Origin of the sequence: Streptomyces sp. Y20 (genome assembly GCF_043195475.1) — a bacterium.
Classification (GTDB): domain Bacteria; phylum Actinomycetota; class Actinomycetes; order Streptomycetales; family Streptomycetaceae; genus Streptomyces.
In genome coordinates this window covers 230,176-246,379 of the sequence record NZ_JBIDDP010000009.1, presented here as the reverse complement: position 1 = coordinate 246,379, position 16,204 = coordinate 230,176, and the positions used below count along the sequence as shown (strand labels likewise).

The following is a 16,204-nucleotide window of genomic DNA, read 5'->3' as shown; positions in this document are numbered from 1 at the left end:
AGAAGAGCCTTCCTGATTCAGTCGGGGCCGATGGCATCCCGGCCGGGGCTGACGACTTTCCGGTCGGAGCCGGCGACAATGCGGTCGGTGCCGGCGACTTTCCGGTCTCGGTGCCGGCCGATCACGCGAGGGGCGACGTGGTGGCGATACGTTCCACGGCAGCCGCCAGTTCGCGCACGGTGGGGTGGTCGAAGAACAGCCGGTTGGGCAGGCGCACACCGAGTTGCCGGCGGAGCCGGATCAGTACCTGCGCGGCTTTCAGGGAATGGCCACCCGCTTCGAGGAAAGGGGTGTCGTCGTCGAAGTCGTCATGCCCGAGTACGTCGGTCCAAGCGGCTCTGACCTGGTCGGTCATCGTCGGTGCGGGCGTGCGGGCGGACGCGTCGGATTGTGCGGCGGAATGCGGTTCCGGGCGTGTTCTCACACCATCGTCGGTCAAAGGGAATTCCCCCGTGTCATCGCGGCTCGCGGTTCATCGCCCCGGATACGGCGCACCGTGGAAGGGCGGCGCGCAGGGGCGTGACTGTATGCGCTTTCTCTTCTTGATCCCCCGTGGAAACAGACGCACAACCGGTGGATCAAACCGGTTCGGTCCCCGAGCCGAATGCTCGCCGTGGTGGCCAGATTGCCGTTGTCGGAGCGTAGGCAGCGGTCATCGGGCCAGTCAAGGGTCGTTTGTCGGCCACACTCCGTCGTACCGACTCAGGCCAAATGATCGATCCCCGAGTCATCGGCCCGCGCGCGGCGCGCACACCGGCCATCCGTTGGCCGAAAAGCTGGTTGACGGCTAAAAGTTGACGCCCTTACAGTCTGAGTCGTTTGTGAACGCAGTATTTCAGCATCGCATTCGACGGTGATCTGGATCCGGCGTGACAGGGGGAATCATGTACGCCGCTACGGGGGAGTACGCGTCGGCCGGTCGGCCGCGTGCACACGTCGACGGAGTCGCTTCCGAACTCCGTTGAGAATCATGGTTTCGGCCGCCTGACCCGCGACCGCCGGACCCTTCAGGGCTGTAGCCGGCCTTTTCGTTTCACGTTCTACTTTCCTTCGTCCGGTGTCCCTTTCGGCTGCCCGCCGTGCGCGGTCGGGCCGCGCGGGGCACCGGTGTTCTCACGAGACGCTCCGGGAAACGTGTTGAGGCATGCGATTCTGGGCGCCGGCGGAGTGGGGCTCGCCCTCGGGGCGGCCCTGGCCCGCGGCGGCCACGACGTCACGCTGGTGATGCGGGAGTCCACCCGGGCCCGCTACTCCGGCGTGATCGACGTCCACAGCAGACTGCGCGGCGACCACTGTGTGCCGGTCCGCGCGGTGGACCGGCTCGACGAGCCGGTCGACGTCCTGTGGGTGACGGTGAAGGCACCGGCACTCCAGGCCGCCCTGTCCCGGACCGGTCCGGGCACGCTGCCGGGCGCGGTGGTGCCGTTGCTCAACGGGCTCGACCACCCCGCCCTGCTGCGGGAGCGGTTCGGCGCCCGCCAGATCGTCGGCGCGATCCGCGTCGAGGCGGAGCGCACGGGGCCCGGCCGGGTGACGTGGAACTCCCTGTTCGCCGAGGTCAGCCTGGCGGCGGACGAGGACGCGCCGGCCGTGCTCGCCGGCGTCACCGCGGCCCTCGCGGACGCGGGCATCGGCTGCGCCACCGAGCCGGACCCGGCCGGCGTCCTGTGGCGCAAGCTGGTGCTCCTGCTGCCACTGGCCCTGGCCACCACCGCGGCGGACGGCCCCCTGGGCGCCGTCCGCCGGCAGCCCGAGCTGGCGGCGCTGCTGCGCGGCGCGGCGCGCGAGGCCTGTGCCGTCGCGGCGACCGAGGCCGTCACCGTCGACGAGCCGGACCTGCTGCACACCCTCGCCACCCTGCCCGGCCGGACGGACACCTCCCTGCACCGGGACGTGGCCGCCGGTGTCCGGCCGACCGAACTCGCCGCGCTCACCGAGCCGGTACTGCGCCGCGCCCGGGACCACGACCTGGCCCTGCCGGCGATCACCGAGCTGGCACGCCGGGCCGCGGAGCGGGAACGGCACGCCGAGGCCCTCGCACCGCACCGATCCACCTACAGCAAGGGAGAAACGCCATGACCGTCGGTTCGGGCGAGCAGCAGGCCGAGACCCTGGAAGCGACGCTGAAGGAGATCCTGGTCGAGGACCTCTTCCTGGACGTGCCCGCGGAGCGCATCGGGGACGACGACGGACTCCAGGACGTCCTGGGGCTGGACTCCCTCGGCTTCGTGGAGCTGCGCGCCCAGTGCGAGCAGCGCTTCGGTGTGACGATCACGGACGCCGAGTTCACCCCGGTCCACTTCCGCTCCGTCCGCACGGTCGCCGGCCTGGTGCGCACCCTGCGGGCGGACGCGGCCGGCGAGCACGTGGCGGTCCCCAAGTGAGGACACCGGCCTCCTCCGAGCAACTGGACGTCTGGCTCGCCTGCCAGCGCGAACCGGATTCCGACCGCTACAACGTCACGGTCGACCTGGAGTTCGTCCCGGGCGTCGACGTACCCGCGCTGCGGGCCGCCCTCGGTGACGTGCTGCGGGCGCACCCGGCGCTGCGCGGTTCCTTCTTCACCGAGGGCGGCGAGCTGTGGCGCGGCACCGAGGCGGAGCCGCCCCTGGCCTTCGTCATCGACCGGCTGCCGGGCCGCTACGACCGGGCGCAGGCCCTCGCCCGCGCGGTCGTCGCCGGCCGCGCGCCCTTCGACCTCGGCACCGCGCCCCTGCTGCGGGCGGTCCTGCTGACCGGGGACGGCGGCGCCCTGCTGGCCGTCACGATGCATCACATCGTCTCCGACGGCTGGTCCAGCCGGATCATCGCCGAGGACCTGGTGGCGGCATACCGGTCCCGGGCGGCGGGTGAGCCGGGTCCCGCACCACGCCCCGCGCCGGACACCGAGGACCGGAGCGACCCGGAGACCGGCGACCGGGCCGGCACGGACACGGAGGCGGACGCGGAGGCCGAGGCCGAGGAGTACTGGGCCACGGCCCTGCACGACGCCCCCGCCTCCCTCGCGCCGCCGCACGACCTGGTGCCCGGGGACGGCTTCCCCGGGCCCTCGGGCCGGGTGGAGGTGCGGCTGCCGGACGAGGTGGCCTCGGGCGTCCAGGCCCTGGCCGCCGCCGGCCGCGGCTCCCCCGCCGTGGTGGTCCTGGCGGCCTGGTCGGTGCTGCTGCACGCGTGGGCGGGCGAGTCCGAGGGCGTCCTCGGCATGGTGTTCGCCGGCCGCCGGGACGCCGACGCCGAGCGCGTCGACCTGTTCAGCCGGGTCCTGCCGCTCCGCGACCGGCTGGATCCCGGGGACAGCTTCGCGGACGTGACCGCCCGGCTGCGCGAGCGGATGCTCGACGCCATGGAGCACGCCCATCTGCCGGTGCGGCGGCTGCGCGAGATCCGCAGCGCCCGGTCGGACGGCCCGGGCGCCGAGCGCACGGCGTTCATGTACACGCCCGCCTACGAGGACGAGTGGCGGGCCGGCGGGGTCACCGTCCGCCGTTTCGACCATCCGGACGAGACGACGAAGTACGAGTTCTCGGTCAACGTGCTGGAGGGTTCGGCCGGTACCCGGCTGTGCGTCTACTACGACACCGCCCGTTACCGGCGCGCCACCGCCGAGCTGTTCGCCGAGGAGCTGCGCGAGCTGCTGGCCCGCGCGGTGGCCGCCCCGGGCACCTCCTGCGGCGACCTGCTCGCCGAGTGCGACCCGGGCCTGTCCCGGGTCGCCGCACACGGTGCGCCCGTCACCACACCGGCGCCCGGCATTCCCGCGCTGGTCCTGCGGCACGCGGCCGACCGCCCGGACGCGGTCGCCGTACGCCACGGCGACCGCGTCCTGACCTACGGCGAACTCGGCGCCCGCGCCAGGGAAGTGGCCGGCCGGCTGCACGAGCGGGGCGTCGGGCCCGGCGACACCGTGGCCCTGCTGCTCCCCCCCGGCCTCGACACCCCGGTGTTCTGGCTGGCCTGCGCCCTGGCCGGGGCCGCCTACCTGCCGCTCGACCCGGCCTACCCCGAGGCCCAGCTCCAGCTGATCGTGAACGACGCCCGCCCGGCCGTCCTCGTCGTCGACCCGGACTGCGGGCACACCCTCGACGTGCCCCACGACACCGCCGTACGGCTGGACGACATATCGGCGCGGACGGGCGGCCCGGCCGCGCCCGAGATCCCTCACGACGACGCGGCGACCCTGTGCGTGCTCTACACCTCCGGTACGACCGGCCGGCCCAAGGGCGTCGTCCTGCCGCACCGCGGGCTGGCCCGGCTCCTCCAGCGGCCCGACTTCATCCCGTTGGACGAGACGGACGTGGTCGCGCAGCTGTGCCCGCTCAACTTCGACGGCGCCAGCTACGAGATCTGGGGCGCGCTGACCCACGGCGCCGAACTGGTCGTGCTCGACAAGCACCTGGTGCTCAGTCCCCGGGAGATGCGTACGGTCGTCCGCACGCGGGGGGTGACGACCCTGCTGGTGACGACACCGCTGCTCAACCGGATCATCGAGGACGCCCCGGACACGCTCCAGTCGCTGCGGCGCGTCTACTTCGGCGGTGAGCTGATCTCCGTGCGGCACATGCGCCGCGCCCTGCGCTGGAGCCGTCCCGGGGTGCTGCTGCACAGCTACGGCCCCACCGAGAACTCCTTCACCTCGACATGGTTCGCGATCACCGATGTCGCCGCGGACGCCCGCACCGTCCCCATCGGCCGCCCGGTGCCCGGCACCGAGGTGCGGGTCGTGCAGGAGGGCGGCATCCGGCCGGTCCCGCGCGGTGTGCCCGGTGAACTCCTGCTGGGCGGTGCGGGCCTGGCCGACGGCTACCTGAACGCGCCGGAGCTGACCGCCGGCCGCTTCGTCACCGACGGCACCACCCGGCTGTACCGCACCGGCGACCGGGTGCGGTGGACGCCGGACGGGCTGCTGGAGTTCATCGGCCGCAACGACAACCAGGTCAAGATCCGCAGTCAGCGCGTCGAACTCGGCGAGGTGGAGGCCGTGCTGGACGCCCATCCGGCCGTGGAGTCGGTCTTCGTCACCACCCGCGTCAACGGGCGCGGCGAGAAGGAGATCGTCGCCTACGCGGTCGCCGCGCCCGGCACGGACGCCGACGGGCTCGGCCGGCACGCCCGGCTGCGGCTGCCCGCCTTCGCCGTTCCGAGCCATCTGGTGCTGGTGGACGAGCTGCCGCTCACCCCGACCGGCAAGATCGACCGGCGCCGGCTGCCGGACGTGGACCGAGGGGAACACGCCCCGCAGCCCGCCCCCGCCGCACCGCCCCCGGCCGCCCCGGCCGCGGCTCCCGGCCCCGCCTCCCTCCTGGACGGCGTACGGGCGGCCTGGCGGGCGGTGCTGGGGCACGGCGGTTTCGGTTCCGACCGCAACTTCTTCGAGGCGGGCGGCCATTCGCTGCTGCTGGTGAAGCTGCGCGAACAGCTGAGACTGGCGACCGGCGCCGACGTACCGGTCATCGACCTGCTGCGGCACGTCACCGTCCAGGACCAGGCCCGGCTGATCGCCACCGCACACCGGTCCACGGCCGTCCCCGCGCCCGCGCCCGCCGAGGCGGCCGCACCACGGCAGCCCACGCCGCGCACGCCGCCCGCGTACGCGGCACCGGAGCGGCGGTCCGGGACGGACGGGACCGGGCACCACGTCCTCGCCCTGTCCGCCGCCACCGCTCAGGCCCTCGCCGCGGCCAGGGAGCGGCTGGCCGCCTACCTGGAGGCGGACCCGCGGGTGGCGCTGGCCGACGTCGCGCACACCCTGGACCGGGGCCGGGAGCGGTTCGCGCACCGGTTCGCCGTGGTGGCGGCCGGCCGGGAGCAGGCGGTACGCGCCCTGCGCGACGGTGTCGGCCACCCGGCCGCGCCGCCCGTCCCGGGACCGGCCCCCGCCGTGGTGTTCGCGTTCACGGAAGCCGGCGACGGCACCACCGGCGCCCTCACGCGGCAGGTGCGCCTCGCCGGCCGGTTCGCCCGGTGGGGGGTGACCCCGGCGGCGGTGCTCGGCGCCGGCCCGGGCCGGATCGCGGCGGCCGTGGTGAGCGGGGCCCTCGGGGCCGAGGAGGGCCGCCGGTACGCGGCCGACGAGTCCGGGACCGCACCCCTGCCCGGCCGCCCCCGCGTGCTGTGGAGCACCGCGCTCGGCCCGGTCACCCCCGACGGGCCCGCCCCGCGGCAGGCGCACCTGGCCACCGAGGCCGAACCCGCCAAGTTGCTCCAGGTCGCCCGCGACCAGCTCGGCGAGGTGGCCGTCCTGGAGCTGCCGGCGACGGACCTGGACGACGAAGCCCTGCTCAGGGCCCTCGCGGCGCTGTGGTGCCAGGGCGTCGGAGCGCGGCTGACCCCGGAGGGTCCGGCCCGCCGGCTGCGGCTGCCCGGCCACCCCCTGTCCTGGGCACCCGCCGCCCGCGCCGACCACTCGTGAACATCCCCGAAGGAAGGTCCGCATGCCGCACGTACGTGGCGAAGCCGCCGTTCTCGTCGAGCCCGGGCGCCTGGAGGTGGCGGACGTCGCCTTCCGGGAGCTGTCCGAGGACGAGGTGCTGGTCCGCAACACCGTGGCCGCCATCTGCGGCAGCGATGTGCACCGGGTGCGCGCCGAGTCCCCGTTCTTCCGGGACATGCGGGACCATCCCTACCCCTGCCCGGCGGGGTACCCGGGGCACGAGGGCGTCGGTCAGGTCGTGGAGAGCCGGTCGGCCCGGTTCGCGCCGGGCGACCTCGTGCTGACCGTGCCGAACCACGCCTACATGGCGTCGTTCGCGCGCTACCAGACCATCGCCGGCCGGTTCCTGCTGCCGCTGACGGACACCGGCTCGCCGACCGTCCATCTGATGGCGCAGCAGCTCGGGACCGTGGTGTTCGCGTTGAAGCGGTTCTGGCCGGAGCCGGTGCCCGAGGGCCGGACGGCCGCCGTCGTCGGCGTCGGCTCCGCCGGCCTGCTGTTCCTCCAGATGCTCAAGCACCGCGGCTTCGAGCGGGTCGTCGCGGTCGACCTGGAGCCGGGACGGCTGGCGGTGGCGCGCTCGCTCGGCGCGGACGCCACCGCGCACGTGCCGGGGCAGAGCGCCGAGGAGGTCGTCATGGAGCTGACCGGCGGCGCCGGCGCCGACCTGGTGATCGAGGCGGCCGGCACCGACGGGGCGCGCGAGCACGCGATGCGGATGGTCGGGCAGCGGGGCCGGCTGGGCTTCTTCGGCATGCCCGAGGACTACGACATGCGCATCCCGTACGCCCACCTCTTCGTGCGCAACGCGCAGTTGATCCACGCGGTGGGCGGCGCCCAGCTGGAGCCGGGGCTCGCCTCCTTCCGCACGGCCCTGGACCTGATCGGGAGCGGCTCGATCCACGTCGCCGACCACATCACCCACACCTTCGACATCAAGAACATCGCCGACGCCTTCGACCTGGCGCAGCACCGCGGGGACGGGGTCGTCAAGGTCGCGCTCACCTTCGACTGAGGCAGGCTCGCATGTCAGAACTCTCCAAGCGCTCCGACCCGGTGGCCGTCATCGGCGTGGGCGGACGCTTCGCCGAGGCGCCCGACGTCGAGGCGTTCTGGGACAACCTCGTCGCGGGCCGCGACTGCTTCCGGCGGGAGCCGGTGCCGGTCGTGGAGGACCTGGGCGGGGACCGGCTGCGCGTCCACTCCTGGGGGTTGGCGCCGCACCGGGACGCCTACGACAGCGCGCTCGTCGGTGCCGAGGGCCTGGACCCGCAGCACGGCATCCTCCAGGAGTCGCTGTGGCAGGCGGCGGAGGACGCCGGGGTGCGGCTGTCGGCGATCGCCGACCGGACCGCCGTGTACGCCGGCTGCGCGCGCACCAAGCACGTGCCGCGGGCCGCCTTCGACGACGTGGTGCGCGTCGACCCGACCTTCGCCGGGCCCTACTTCTCCTACCTCCAGGACCTGTGGGGCGAGTCACTGATGCTGGACTCGGCGTGCGCCACCTCGGCCGTCGCCGTCCATCTGGCCTGCCAGAGCCTGCGGGCGCACAGCTGTGACTACGCCCTGGCCGGGGCGGTGGCCGTCCAGGAGGACGCCGACGGCACCTATCTGCGCACCCCGCGCAGCATCTACTCCACCGAGGGCATCGTGCGCCCCTTCGACCGCCGGCACAACGGCGTGGTCCCCGGCGACGGTTCCGGGGCCGTCCTGCTGCGCCGGCTCGACGACGCGCTGCGCGACGGGGATCCGGTGTACGCCGTCGTCCGGGGCAGCGCCGTCACCAACGACGGCCGTGCCAAGCCCGGTTTCGTCATCCCCGGTGTCGACGGCAAGGTCCGCGCGGTGCGCCGGGCCCTGGAGGCGGCGGGCCTGACCGGGGCCGACGTCGACTACGTCGAGACGCACGGCGTCGGTATCCCGCTGAACGACCAGATCGAGGCGACCGCCCTGATCGAGGGGCTCGGCACCGAGGGCGAGCCGGTCGCGGTGGGCTCGGTGAAGGCCTCCGTCGGCCACTGCGACACCGCGGCCGGCATGGCGGCCCTGATCAAGACCTGCCTCGCGATGGACCGCGGGTTCCTGCCCGCGACCCCCAACACCGAGGACCCGATCGAGGAGTTCACCGGGCGCGGCGCGCGCTTCGGCATCCTCCCCGAGGGCCGCCCCTGGCCGGCGCACGGCCGCCCCCGCACGGCCGGCCTGATGTCGGCCGGCGTGGGCGGCACCAACGCCTTCCTCGTCCTGGAGGAAGCACCGTCGCTCTGACGGCCCCCGTTCCCGCACCCAGTCACAGCAAGGAGCACCCATGTCCGTCAACGCCGATCTCTACATCGAGGTCAAGGACTTCTACGCCCGCCAGATGCGCGTCCTGGACGACCTGGACATCGAGCGGTTCACGGCCACCTTCACCGAGGACGGCTCGGTCGCCCACCCGCACCGCGGGGAGAAGGTGGAGGGCCGCGAGGCCATGCGCGCCAAGATGAAGAGCATGCTCCCGATGTACGAGGGACTGGTCACCCGGCACTGGTTCGACCATTTCCTGATCGAGCCGGCCGGGGACGACGGCCTGCGCGTCACCTACTACTCGCTGGTGACCCAGACCGACACCGAGGACGAGATGCGCTTCTACTCCTCCTCCAGCGTCGAGGACCGAATGGTGCGCGTCGACGGTGAACTGCGCATCCGGGAGCGGGTCATCCACCGCGACAATCCCCGGCACGGCCGTGTCATCTGACGATCCGCCGCCCGGGCGGGCCTGAACGAAGGAGGGCAGAGCAGATGGCAGAGTCCTGGGAGCTGCCGCCGGCCGCGTGGAACGACACGGCACGGCCGTTCGAGGACCGGGTGAGCCTGGTCGACCTGATCGAGCGGCGCGTACGGGAGAACCCGGACGCCCCGGCCGTCCGCCTCGGGGAGGGGGAGGCCAGGACGTACGGGCAGCTGTGGGACGACTCCGGTCTGCTCGCCCGTTTCCTGAGCGGCCGGGGCGCGGGCCCGGGCGCTTTCGTCGGCATCCTGCACGAGAACTCGTACGACAGTGTGCGGGCGGTCCTGGGGGTGCTGCGCACCGGCGCCGCCTACGTGCCGCTGGACGCGCGCTGGCCGGCCGCGCGGATCGCCGCGCCCGTGCGCCGGCTGGGCATCGGCTGGATCGTCACCGGACACGCCCTGGCGCGCCGCGCGGAGGAGGCCGGGCACCTCGCGGGTACCGGGCTCCGGCTGGTCTGCACGGATCTGCGGGCCCCGGCCCCCGACCCGCTGGACACGGAGGCGGTGGGCCTGTTGTGGGACACCGTCGCCGAGGACGAGGACCAGGCCCGCGCCTCGGGCTTCAACCGGAACCCGGCCGACGGCGTCTCCGACGCGCAGATCGGGACGTACGTCGCGCGGGTGCGTGACCTGGTGCTGTCGGTGGCGGACCGGCCCCGGGTCGTCGAGGTGGGCTGCGGTGCCGGCCTGATCGCCTGTGCGCTGCGGGACCGGGCGGCCGCCTACACGGGCGTCGACGTGTCGTCCGTGGCGCTCGAGCGGGCGGACCGGGAGTACGGCGGGGGCGCCCGGTTCGTGCGGGCCGCCGCCGACGGGCTCGGTGACGTGGTGCCGCCGGCGAGCGCCGATGTGGTGGTGCTGGCCAGCGTCGCCCAGTTCTTCCCGGGGTTCGAGTACCTGCGGTCCGTGCTGCGGGACGCGCTGGGTGCGCTGGCACCCGGCGGGGCGGTGGTCATCGCCGACCTGGAGGAACCGGGTGAGGGCGGGGACCAGGGTCATCTGCGGGTGCCCGCCGACTGGTTCGGCGCGCTGACCGCCCGGCTCGGCGTGCCGGTGCGGGCGGAGATCCACCGCCGCGAGGCAGATGCCTGGCCGGCCGTCCTGCGGGACCGCTACGACGTCGTCCTGCGCCCGGCACCGACGGCGACCGCGGAGCCGTACGCGCCGGTGATCAGCACGTGGAGCGATGTGGAGGCCGCCCGCGATCTGCCCCTGCCGGCCGGGCCCGGCGCCGGCGACACCGCGTACGTCATCTTCACCTCCGGTTCCACCGGGGTGCCCAAGGGCGTCTCGGTGCGCCACCGCAGCGCCGTGAACGTCGTCCAGTGGGTCAACGAGACGTACGCGGTGGGGCCGGACGACTGCCTGCTGTGGGTGACCGCGCTCACCTTCGACCTGTCGGTGTACGACCTGCTGGGCATCCTGGCGGCGGGCGCCTGTCTGCGCGTCGTCCCGGCGGCGGAACTCTCCGACGGCGAGCGGCTCATGGAGATCATGCTGCGGGAGCCGGTCACCTTCTGGGACTCGGCACCGGCCGCGCTGAGCATGGTGATGTCCTTCGCCGAGGACCTCCCGGGGGACGCCCGGCCGCCCCGGCTGCGGCTGGTCTTCCTCAGCGGCGACTGGGTACCGCTCACCCTCCCCGGCCGGGTCCGGGACCGCTTCCCCGGGGCCCGTGTCGTGGCGCTGGGGGGCGCGACGGAGGCGACGATCTGGTCCAACCACTTCGACGTCGGCGCGATCGACCCGCAGTGGACCAGCGTGCCGTACGGCAGGCCGATCCAGAACGCCCGCTACTACGTCCTGGACGAGGACCGCAAACCGCTGCCGGTCGGCGTGGAGGGCGACCTGTACATCGCGGGCGTGGTCGTGGCCGACGGCTATGTGGGCGAACCGGAGCTGACGGCCGCCAAGTTCACGGCCGACACGGTCGGCGGCCTGGCGGGCGAGCGGATGTACGCCACCGGCGACCGGGCCCTGTGGCGCGCCGACGGCAACCTGGAGTTCCGGGGCCGCCGGGACGACCAGGTCAAGGTGCGCGGCTACCGGATCGAGCTGGGCGAGGTGCTGGCCGCGCTGCGGCGGGTGCCCGGGGTGGTGGACTGCGCGGTCACCACGCTGCGCGGCGAGGACGGCCCGCAGATCGTGGCGGCCGTGGCCACGGGGACGGCGGAGCCGGAGCTGTCCGGCGGGTCGGTCCGCCGCCGTCTCGCCGGGGTCCTGCCGAGCTACATGCTGCCGGAGCACGTGCTCGTCCTGCCGGCCCTGCCGGTCGGTCCCACCGGCAAGGTGGACCGCGACCGGCTGGCCCGGCTGGCGGCGCGCCCCCGCGGACGCCGGCCGCGCTGACCGCGCGGGCGCCCGGTGGTCCGGCCGGACCACCGGGCGCCGGGCTGCTCCCCGCCCGGCTAGCCGCGCACGCCGAGCCTCCACACCATCGCCGCGACGGCGTCGCTGTTGACGTCGAGGGCGTGCCGGTCGATGTTGGCGGGGGTGTCGCAGGCCAGGTGGTAGCAGGCGTCCATGGCACGGCCGGCGGTCCCGCCCCACTTAGCGGCCTGCTCCGGGGTCTTGATCTCGGCGGACCCGGTGAAGATACCGCCCACCGGGACGCCCTTGGCGAGGAACGGCTCGTGGTCGCTGCGGCCGTTGAGGGCGGTGGCGGGCTCGGTGGGGATGCCCTTGGCGTCGAAGAAGGCCTTGAAGTGCCGGGCGACCTCGGGGCTCTGGTCGTAGACGAAGTACCCGGGGTTGGGTGAGCCGATCATGTCGAAGTTCAGGTAGGCGCTGATCCTCGTCAGTTCGGCGGGCGGGAGGGCGTTCACGTAGTGCGTGGAGCCGATGTAGGTCTCCTCCTCGGTTCCCCAGAAGGCGAACCGGAGGTGCTGGGCGGGGGCGGCCCTCCTCGCGGAGACCGTCAGCGCGGTCTCCAGGATGGCGCCGACGCTGGAACCGTTGTCGTTGATTCCGGGACCGGTGTCCACCGAATCGAGGTGCGCACCGACCATGAGCACTTTTCCGGAACGCCCGCCGTGCGGCCAGTCGGCGATCAGGTTCCAGCTTTTCTTCCCGCCGAACTCGAATTGCTGGAGGGTGGTTCTGTATCCGGCGGCATCCAGTTTCCCGCGGACGTATTCCACGGATGCCTGATAACCGGCCGTGCCATGGGCCCGGTTGCCGTGGTGGGCGTCGGAGATCTTCTGGAGCGCGTCGAGGTGCCGCATCACCCCGGTGACGGAGATGTCGGGCGCCTCACCTGCCTGAGCAGGCTCTTCGGCGTGCACACCGGCCGTTGTCAGAAGCAGCGCGGACAGGGTGCACGCCGCGATGACGGCAGGACGCACGGGCGTGAGAGACACTGCGTTTCCCCTTTGCGGTGCGGGTGCGTGATATTCCCGATCAGGGGCTCCCCCGTGATCGGGACGAATATTTCACGGCGCCCGGCCGACGTCACCGCCTTTTCCATCGCCTTCACAAGCGGAATCGACGGGACGCCCGTTTCCCGCCAGGGTGATATCTCTCGAATTCCTGCCCGGATGCACGCAGGAATCACGCGCGGCGGCCACGGCGGCCGCGGAGAAGGGCGGGAATTCCTGGCGTGTTTCCTACGCCCGGTCCGCCCGCCCTCACCGCCGCCGTGCGGCGGGTGCGCTCAGCGCTTCCGCCAGGGCGTCCAGTCCCCCAGCCAGGCCGCCCTGGTCGCCGACGCGGCCTGCTCCGAGGTGAGCTGGGGACGGTTCTCCGGCACCGTGATCACCGCGCCCGGGCCCCGGTTGCGGTACTCGGCGAACCGCTGCCGCTGCCAGGGGTGGGCGGCCGACATGTCGGCGTAGGGGGCGGCCGTGTCGATGCCGGGACCGAGCCAGGTCTCGCGGACGGTGAGCATCGGGCGGGCGGTCGGGTCGGAGCTGGGCACCCAGGGGCGGGCCAGCTTGTAGAAGCCGTCCGGGGCCTCGCTGGTGATCCGCCCGCCGAGGACCAGGTAGCCGCGCGGGTCGGCGGCGGCCGTGGAGGGCGCGAGGACGAAGCCGTACGGGGCCGCCGCGAGGTCGGTGCGGCCCAGGGTGCGGAAGTGGCAGTCCTCGTAGACGGCGCCGGCCCGGCCGAAGACGAAGTCGACGTCGCCCTCGATGTGGCAGTGCGCGTAGTACTGGCGGGCGAGGACGCCGAGGGCGGCGGAGTCGGCGTACAGGGTGTCCTGGTGGCCGAGGAAGCGGCAGTGCAGGAAGGCGCTGCGGTCACCCTGCACCTTGGCCGCGACGGCCTGGGTGCCGGTGACGTCCGGGTGGGCGGCGCGCAGCCAGTCGTTGGCGAAGGTGATCCAGCGGGCGGTGAAGCCGTCGGCCTGGACGGTCGTCGTCGCGGAGCCGGAGGTGCCGTAGGTGCCGCCGCCCGGCTTGGGGGTGCCGGCCGCGTTGTCGTACACGATGACGACGTCACGGGGGTTCTCCGAGGCGCCGATCCACGTCATCTCCGTGCGGCCGGCGTCGACGGCGACCGTCTCCCGGTAGGTGCCGGGCGCGATGACCAGGGTCCGCCCGCTGCCGGTGGCGGCGGTCACCGCGGCCTGGACGGCGGTGAAGTCGCCCCGGCCGTGCGGGTCGACGTACAGCGTGTCCGGGGCGAGGCGGCGGGCCGGGGATCCGTACCGGCCGAACGGGCGCGGTGCGGCGGCCCGGGCGGGCGCGGAGGTGAGGCCGGGCGCGGCGGCGGCCACGGCACCCGCGGTGAGGAAACCCCGTCGGGACAAGGGCATGGGTGTGCTCCTTCGTCGGTTGCGGCTCGGCCGGGAGGCCGGGACCGGGGCCGGGCCCGGCCTCCGGGGAGTGTCAGCGCAGGTGGCCGGCGCCCGCGCGATGGTCGACGCGTGCGGGCACGGCGTGCGGCCGGTCCACCCGGGTGCGCAGGACCGGTGTCCAGCCCGCCCCGGACCGCAGGATCTCGCCGGGCACCTGCGCGTTGTGGGCGGCGACGAGGTCCACCGGCGCGCCGTTGACGTAGTTGTCGGCGGCGGTGACCGGCGCGTCCTTCCACTTCTTCAGCACCGACCCGGCCGTGGCGCCGTCCGGCAGGGTGAACGCGTTGTGCTCGGCGACGAGCTGGGACTCCATGCCGATGCCGTAGCTGTAGGAGTAGCCGTCGCCGGCGACGAAGTGGTTGTTGTACGAGTCCACCTGCCCGAAGCGGACGCGCGGGGCCCGCTCGACCAGGTCGCGGAACAGGTTGTGGTGGAAGGTGACCTTGAGGTGCCCCCGGTCGACGGCGGCCGTGGCGGCGCTGTCGCTGTTGCCGATGAGGATCGTCTTGTCGTGGTCCTCGAAGACGTTCCAGGAGGCGGTGACGTAGTCGGCGCCCTTGACGATGTCCAGCTCGCCGTCGTGCTGTTGGTAGATCCGGCCGTAGTAGGACGGCAGGGTGCTGTCGGGGTGATCGCCGTCGGTGAAGGTGTCGTGGTCGATCCACACATGGGCCGACCCGTGGACGACGGCGCTGTCGTACTCGGAGTTCCAGTTGCCCTCCGCGGTGTCGGTCGGGTCCCACTGCGGGAAGCAGTCGAGGGGGCTCTCGAAGGCCAGGTTGCGGACGATGACGTTGTCGGCGTCCTCGATCTGGAGGCTGGCGCCCTGGAAGCCGGCGTCGCGGCCGATGCCGACGATCGTCGTGTTGGCGGGGACGGCGGCCTTCACGAAGGCGTCCTGGCGGGCGGCGGAGGCGCGGCGCAGGCCCTCGGGGCTGTCGTCCGGCTCGTCGTCGAGGGTGCGCGCCCGCCCCCAGACCGCCGGGTCGTAGGTCCTCAGATAGGTGGCGAGGTCGTAGCCGGGGACGGCGAACGCGTCGCAGCCCGGCCCGTCGGCGTCGATCGTCCCCTTCACCCGCACGATCTTCGGTGCGCTGCCGCCGTCGGCGAGGGCGGTCCTGAACTGCTCCCAGGTGCTGACGGTGTACACGTGCGCGGGGTCGGCGGCGGCCCCGCCGGTGGTGCCGGTGCCGTAGGCCGCCCAGCCGTCCCGGGCGGGCAGGACCTGGCGCTCCGGGCCGGTGCGGTGGCCGGTGCGGTGGCCGGCGGTCGTGCCGGACGCGGCGGCGGTACCGGTGAGGGTCAGCACGAGGGCCGTGCATCCGGCCAGGGTTGCTGTTGCTATGACACGTCCATGACAGTTCCGTGTGCGCATGGTGCGGCTCTCCTCGATGACGGGTCAGGACCTCGGTGCGGGCGGCCAGGTGATCCAGGACGCCGGGACGTCCTCGTCCAGCCGGACGACGTCGTGCCGGGCCAGCACCCGGGTGCGCAGCAGCTCCCGCGCCACGAGCCGTGCCACGACGATGGCGCCCGGCGGGTTGAAATGGGTGTTGTCCCGCTCGGTGGCGGTCCAGTTGAAGTAGGTTTTCGTCTCCTCCACGCCGAGCCGCTGCCACAGTGCGAGCGAGAGCGCCTCGATGTCGAGCAGCGCCACCCCCTGCTCCCCGGCCAGCGCCCGCATGGCCGCCGGGTAGTCGCCGTGCGTCGGCAGGGCGTTGCCGTCGGCGTCGAACCTGCGGCGCTCGACGGGGGTGGCGAGGACGGGCCGGGCCCCGCGTGACCGGGCTCCCGCGACGTACCGCCGCAGGCACTGCTGGTACGTCGTCCAGGGCTCGGTGTACCGGGCGGGGTCGGTGGCCTTCTCGTCGTTGTGCGCGAACTGGACGAGCAGCAGGTCACCGGGCCGGATGACGGCGAGGACCGCGTCGAGCCGGCCCTCGTCCAGGAAGCTCTTCGAACTGCGGCCGTTCACCGCGTGGTCGGCGACGGCGACGCCCTGGTGGAGGAAGAAGGGCAGTGCCATGCCCCATCCGGTCTCCGGGGCCTCGTCGGCGGTCTTCCGGGCGGCCGTGGAATCACCGGCGATGTACAGGGTGCGCGTACGGTGCCCGGCGGCCCGGGCCGTGCCGGTCACGCCGAGGGTGAGGGGGGCGGCGGCAGCGGCGAGCCCGAGCTGTCTGCGCGTGAGGGACACGAGGGGT

At 73.6% G+C, this 16,204-nt stretch carries 12 protein-coding genes; 7 read left to right on the top strand and 5 right to left on the bottom strand.

Features of this window, described 5'->3' with window-relative positions:
- Positions 1–121: 121 nt before the first annotated feature.
- Positions 122–439, bottom strand: coding sequence for an acyl carrier protein (locus ACGFT1_RS23750; protein WP_393733912.1), 318 nt, complete (start codon positions 437–439; stop codon positions 122–124).
- A 698-nt stretch (positions 440–1,137) separates the two neighbouring features.
- Between ACGFT1_RS23750 and ACGFT1_RS23745 the strand changes: the two genes are divergently transcribed.
- Genes ACGFT1_RS23745 through ACGFT1_RS23715 form a run of 7 tightly spaced genes read left to right on the top strand, consistent with a single transcriptional unit; the run spans position 1,138 to position 11,551 of the window.
- Entirely contained in the window at positions 1,138–2,079 is a 942-nt protein-coding gene (locus tag ACGFT1_RS23745) for a ketopantoate reductase family protein (RefSeq protein ID WP_373910960.1), read from the top strand.
- A complete protein-coding gene (locus tag ACGFT1_RS23740) occupies positions 2,076–2,384 on the top strand; it encodes an acyl carrier protein (RefSeq protein ID WP_373910959.1) in 309 nt (102 codons plus the stop codon). The genes ACGFT1_RS23745 and ACGFT1_RS23740 overlap by 4 nt, the downstream gene beginning before the upstream one ends.
- Positions 2,381–6,409: an amino acid adenylation domain-containing protein gene (locus tag ACGFT1_RS23735; RefSeq protein WP_373910958.1), complete on the top strand. Its 4,029-nt coding sequence runs from the start codon at positions 2,381–2,383 to the stop codon at positions 6,407–6,409. The genes ACGFT1_RS23740 and ACGFT1_RS23735 overlap by 4 nt, the downstream gene beginning before the upstream one ends.
- Positions 6,410–6,431: 22 nt before the next feature.
- Positions 6,432–7,445, top strand: a complete 1,014-nt coding sequence (locus tag ACGFT1_RS23730; protein ID WP_373910957.1) for a zinc-binding dehydrogenase — start codon at positions 6,432–6,434, stop codon at positions 7,443–7,445.
- Positions 7,446–7,456: 11 nt separating this feature from the next.
- On the top strand, positions 7,457–8,698 hold the full coding sequence (locus tag ACGFT1_RS23725) for a polyketide synthase (protein WP_373910956.1): 1,242 nt from the start codon (positions 7,457–7,459) through the stop codon (positions 8,696–8,698).
- A 40-nt stretch (positions 8,699–8,738) separates the two neighbouring features.
- On the top strand, positions 8,739–9,167 hold the full coding sequence (locus ACGFT1_RS23720) for a nuclear transport factor 2 family protein (protein ID WP_373910955.1): 429 nt from the start codon (positions 8,739–8,741) through the stop codon (positions 9,165–9,167).
- A 44-nt stretch (positions 9,168–9,211) separates the two neighbouring features.
- A complete protein-coding gene (locus ACGFT1_RS23715; RefSeq protein WP_373910954.1) occupies positions 9,212–11,551 on the top strand; it encodes an amino acid adenylation domain-containing protein in 2,340 nt (779 codons plus the stop codon).
- 59 nt (positions 11,552–11,610) lie between these two features.
- Here ACGFT1_RS23715 and ACGFT1_RS23710 read toward each other — a convergent pair whose 3' ends face one another.
- From ACGFT1_RS23710 to ACGFT1_RS23695, 4 genes are all read right to left on the bottom strand, one after another.
- Positions 11,611–12,561: a M28 family metallopeptidase gene (locus tag ACGFT1_RS23710; RefSeq protein ID WP_373910953.1), complete on the bottom strand. Its 951-nt coding sequence runs from the start codon at positions 12,559–12,561 to the stop codon at positions 11,611–11,613.
- A 293-nt stretch (positions 12,562–12,854) separates the two neighbouring features.
- Positions 12,855–13,958, bottom strand: coding sequence for a pectinesterase family protein (locus ACGFT1_RS23705; protein ID WP_373910952.1), 1,104 nt, complete (start codon positions 13,956–13,958; stop codon positions 12,855–12,857).
- 73 nt (positions 13,959–14,031) lie between these two features.
- Complete coding sequence (locus ACGFT1_RS23700; protein ID WP_373910951.1) at positions 14,032–15,375, bottom strand: polysaccharide lyase family 1 protein; 1,344 nt, start codon at positions 15,373–15,375, stop codon at positions 14,032–14,034.
- A 24-nt stretch (positions 15,376–15,399) separates the two neighbouring features.
- On the bottom strand, positions 15,400–16,197 hold the full coding sequence (locus ACGFT1_RS23695; RefSeq protein ID WP_373910950.1) for a rhamnogalacturonan acetylesterase: 798 nt from the start codon (positions 16,195–16,197) through the stop codon (positions 15,400–15,402).
- Between the last annotated feature and the right edge of the window lie 7 nt (positions 16,198–16,204).

What these genes read in the sequence shown, in the direction of transcription:
- ACGFT1_RS23720 (WP_373910955.1), top strand. Translation starts at nt 8,739, where the DNA reads ATGTCCGTCAACGCCGATCTCTACATCGAGGTCAAGGACTTCTACGCC.
- ACGFT1_RS23730 (WP_373910957.1), top strand. Translation starts at nt 6,432, where the DNA reads ATGCCGCACGTACGTGGCGAAGCCGCCGTTCTCGTCGAGCCCGGGCGC.
- ACGFT1_RS23715 (WP_373910954.1), top strand. Translation starts at nt 9,212, where the DNA reads ATGGCAGAGTCCTGGGAGCTGCCGCCGGCCGCGTGGAACGACACGGCA.
- ACGFT1_RS23700 (WP_373910951.1), bottom strand. Translation starts at nt 15,375, where the DNA reads ATGCGCACACGGAACTGTCATGGACGTGTCATAGCAACAGCAACCCTG.
- ACGFT1_RS23740 (WP_373910959.1), top strand. Translation starts at nt 2,076, where the DNA reads ATGACCGTCGGTTCGGGCGAGCAGCAGGCCGAGACCCTGGAAGCGACG.
- ACGFT1_RS23725 (WP_373910956.1), top strand. Translation starts at nt 7,457, where the DNA reads ATGTCAGAACTCTCCAAGCGCTCCGACCCGGTGGCCGTCATCGGCGTG.
- ACGFT1_RS23705 (WP_373910952.1), bottom strand. Translation starts at nt 13,958, where the DNA reads ATGCCCTTGTCCCGACGGGGTTTCCTCACCGCGGGTGCCGTGGCCGCC.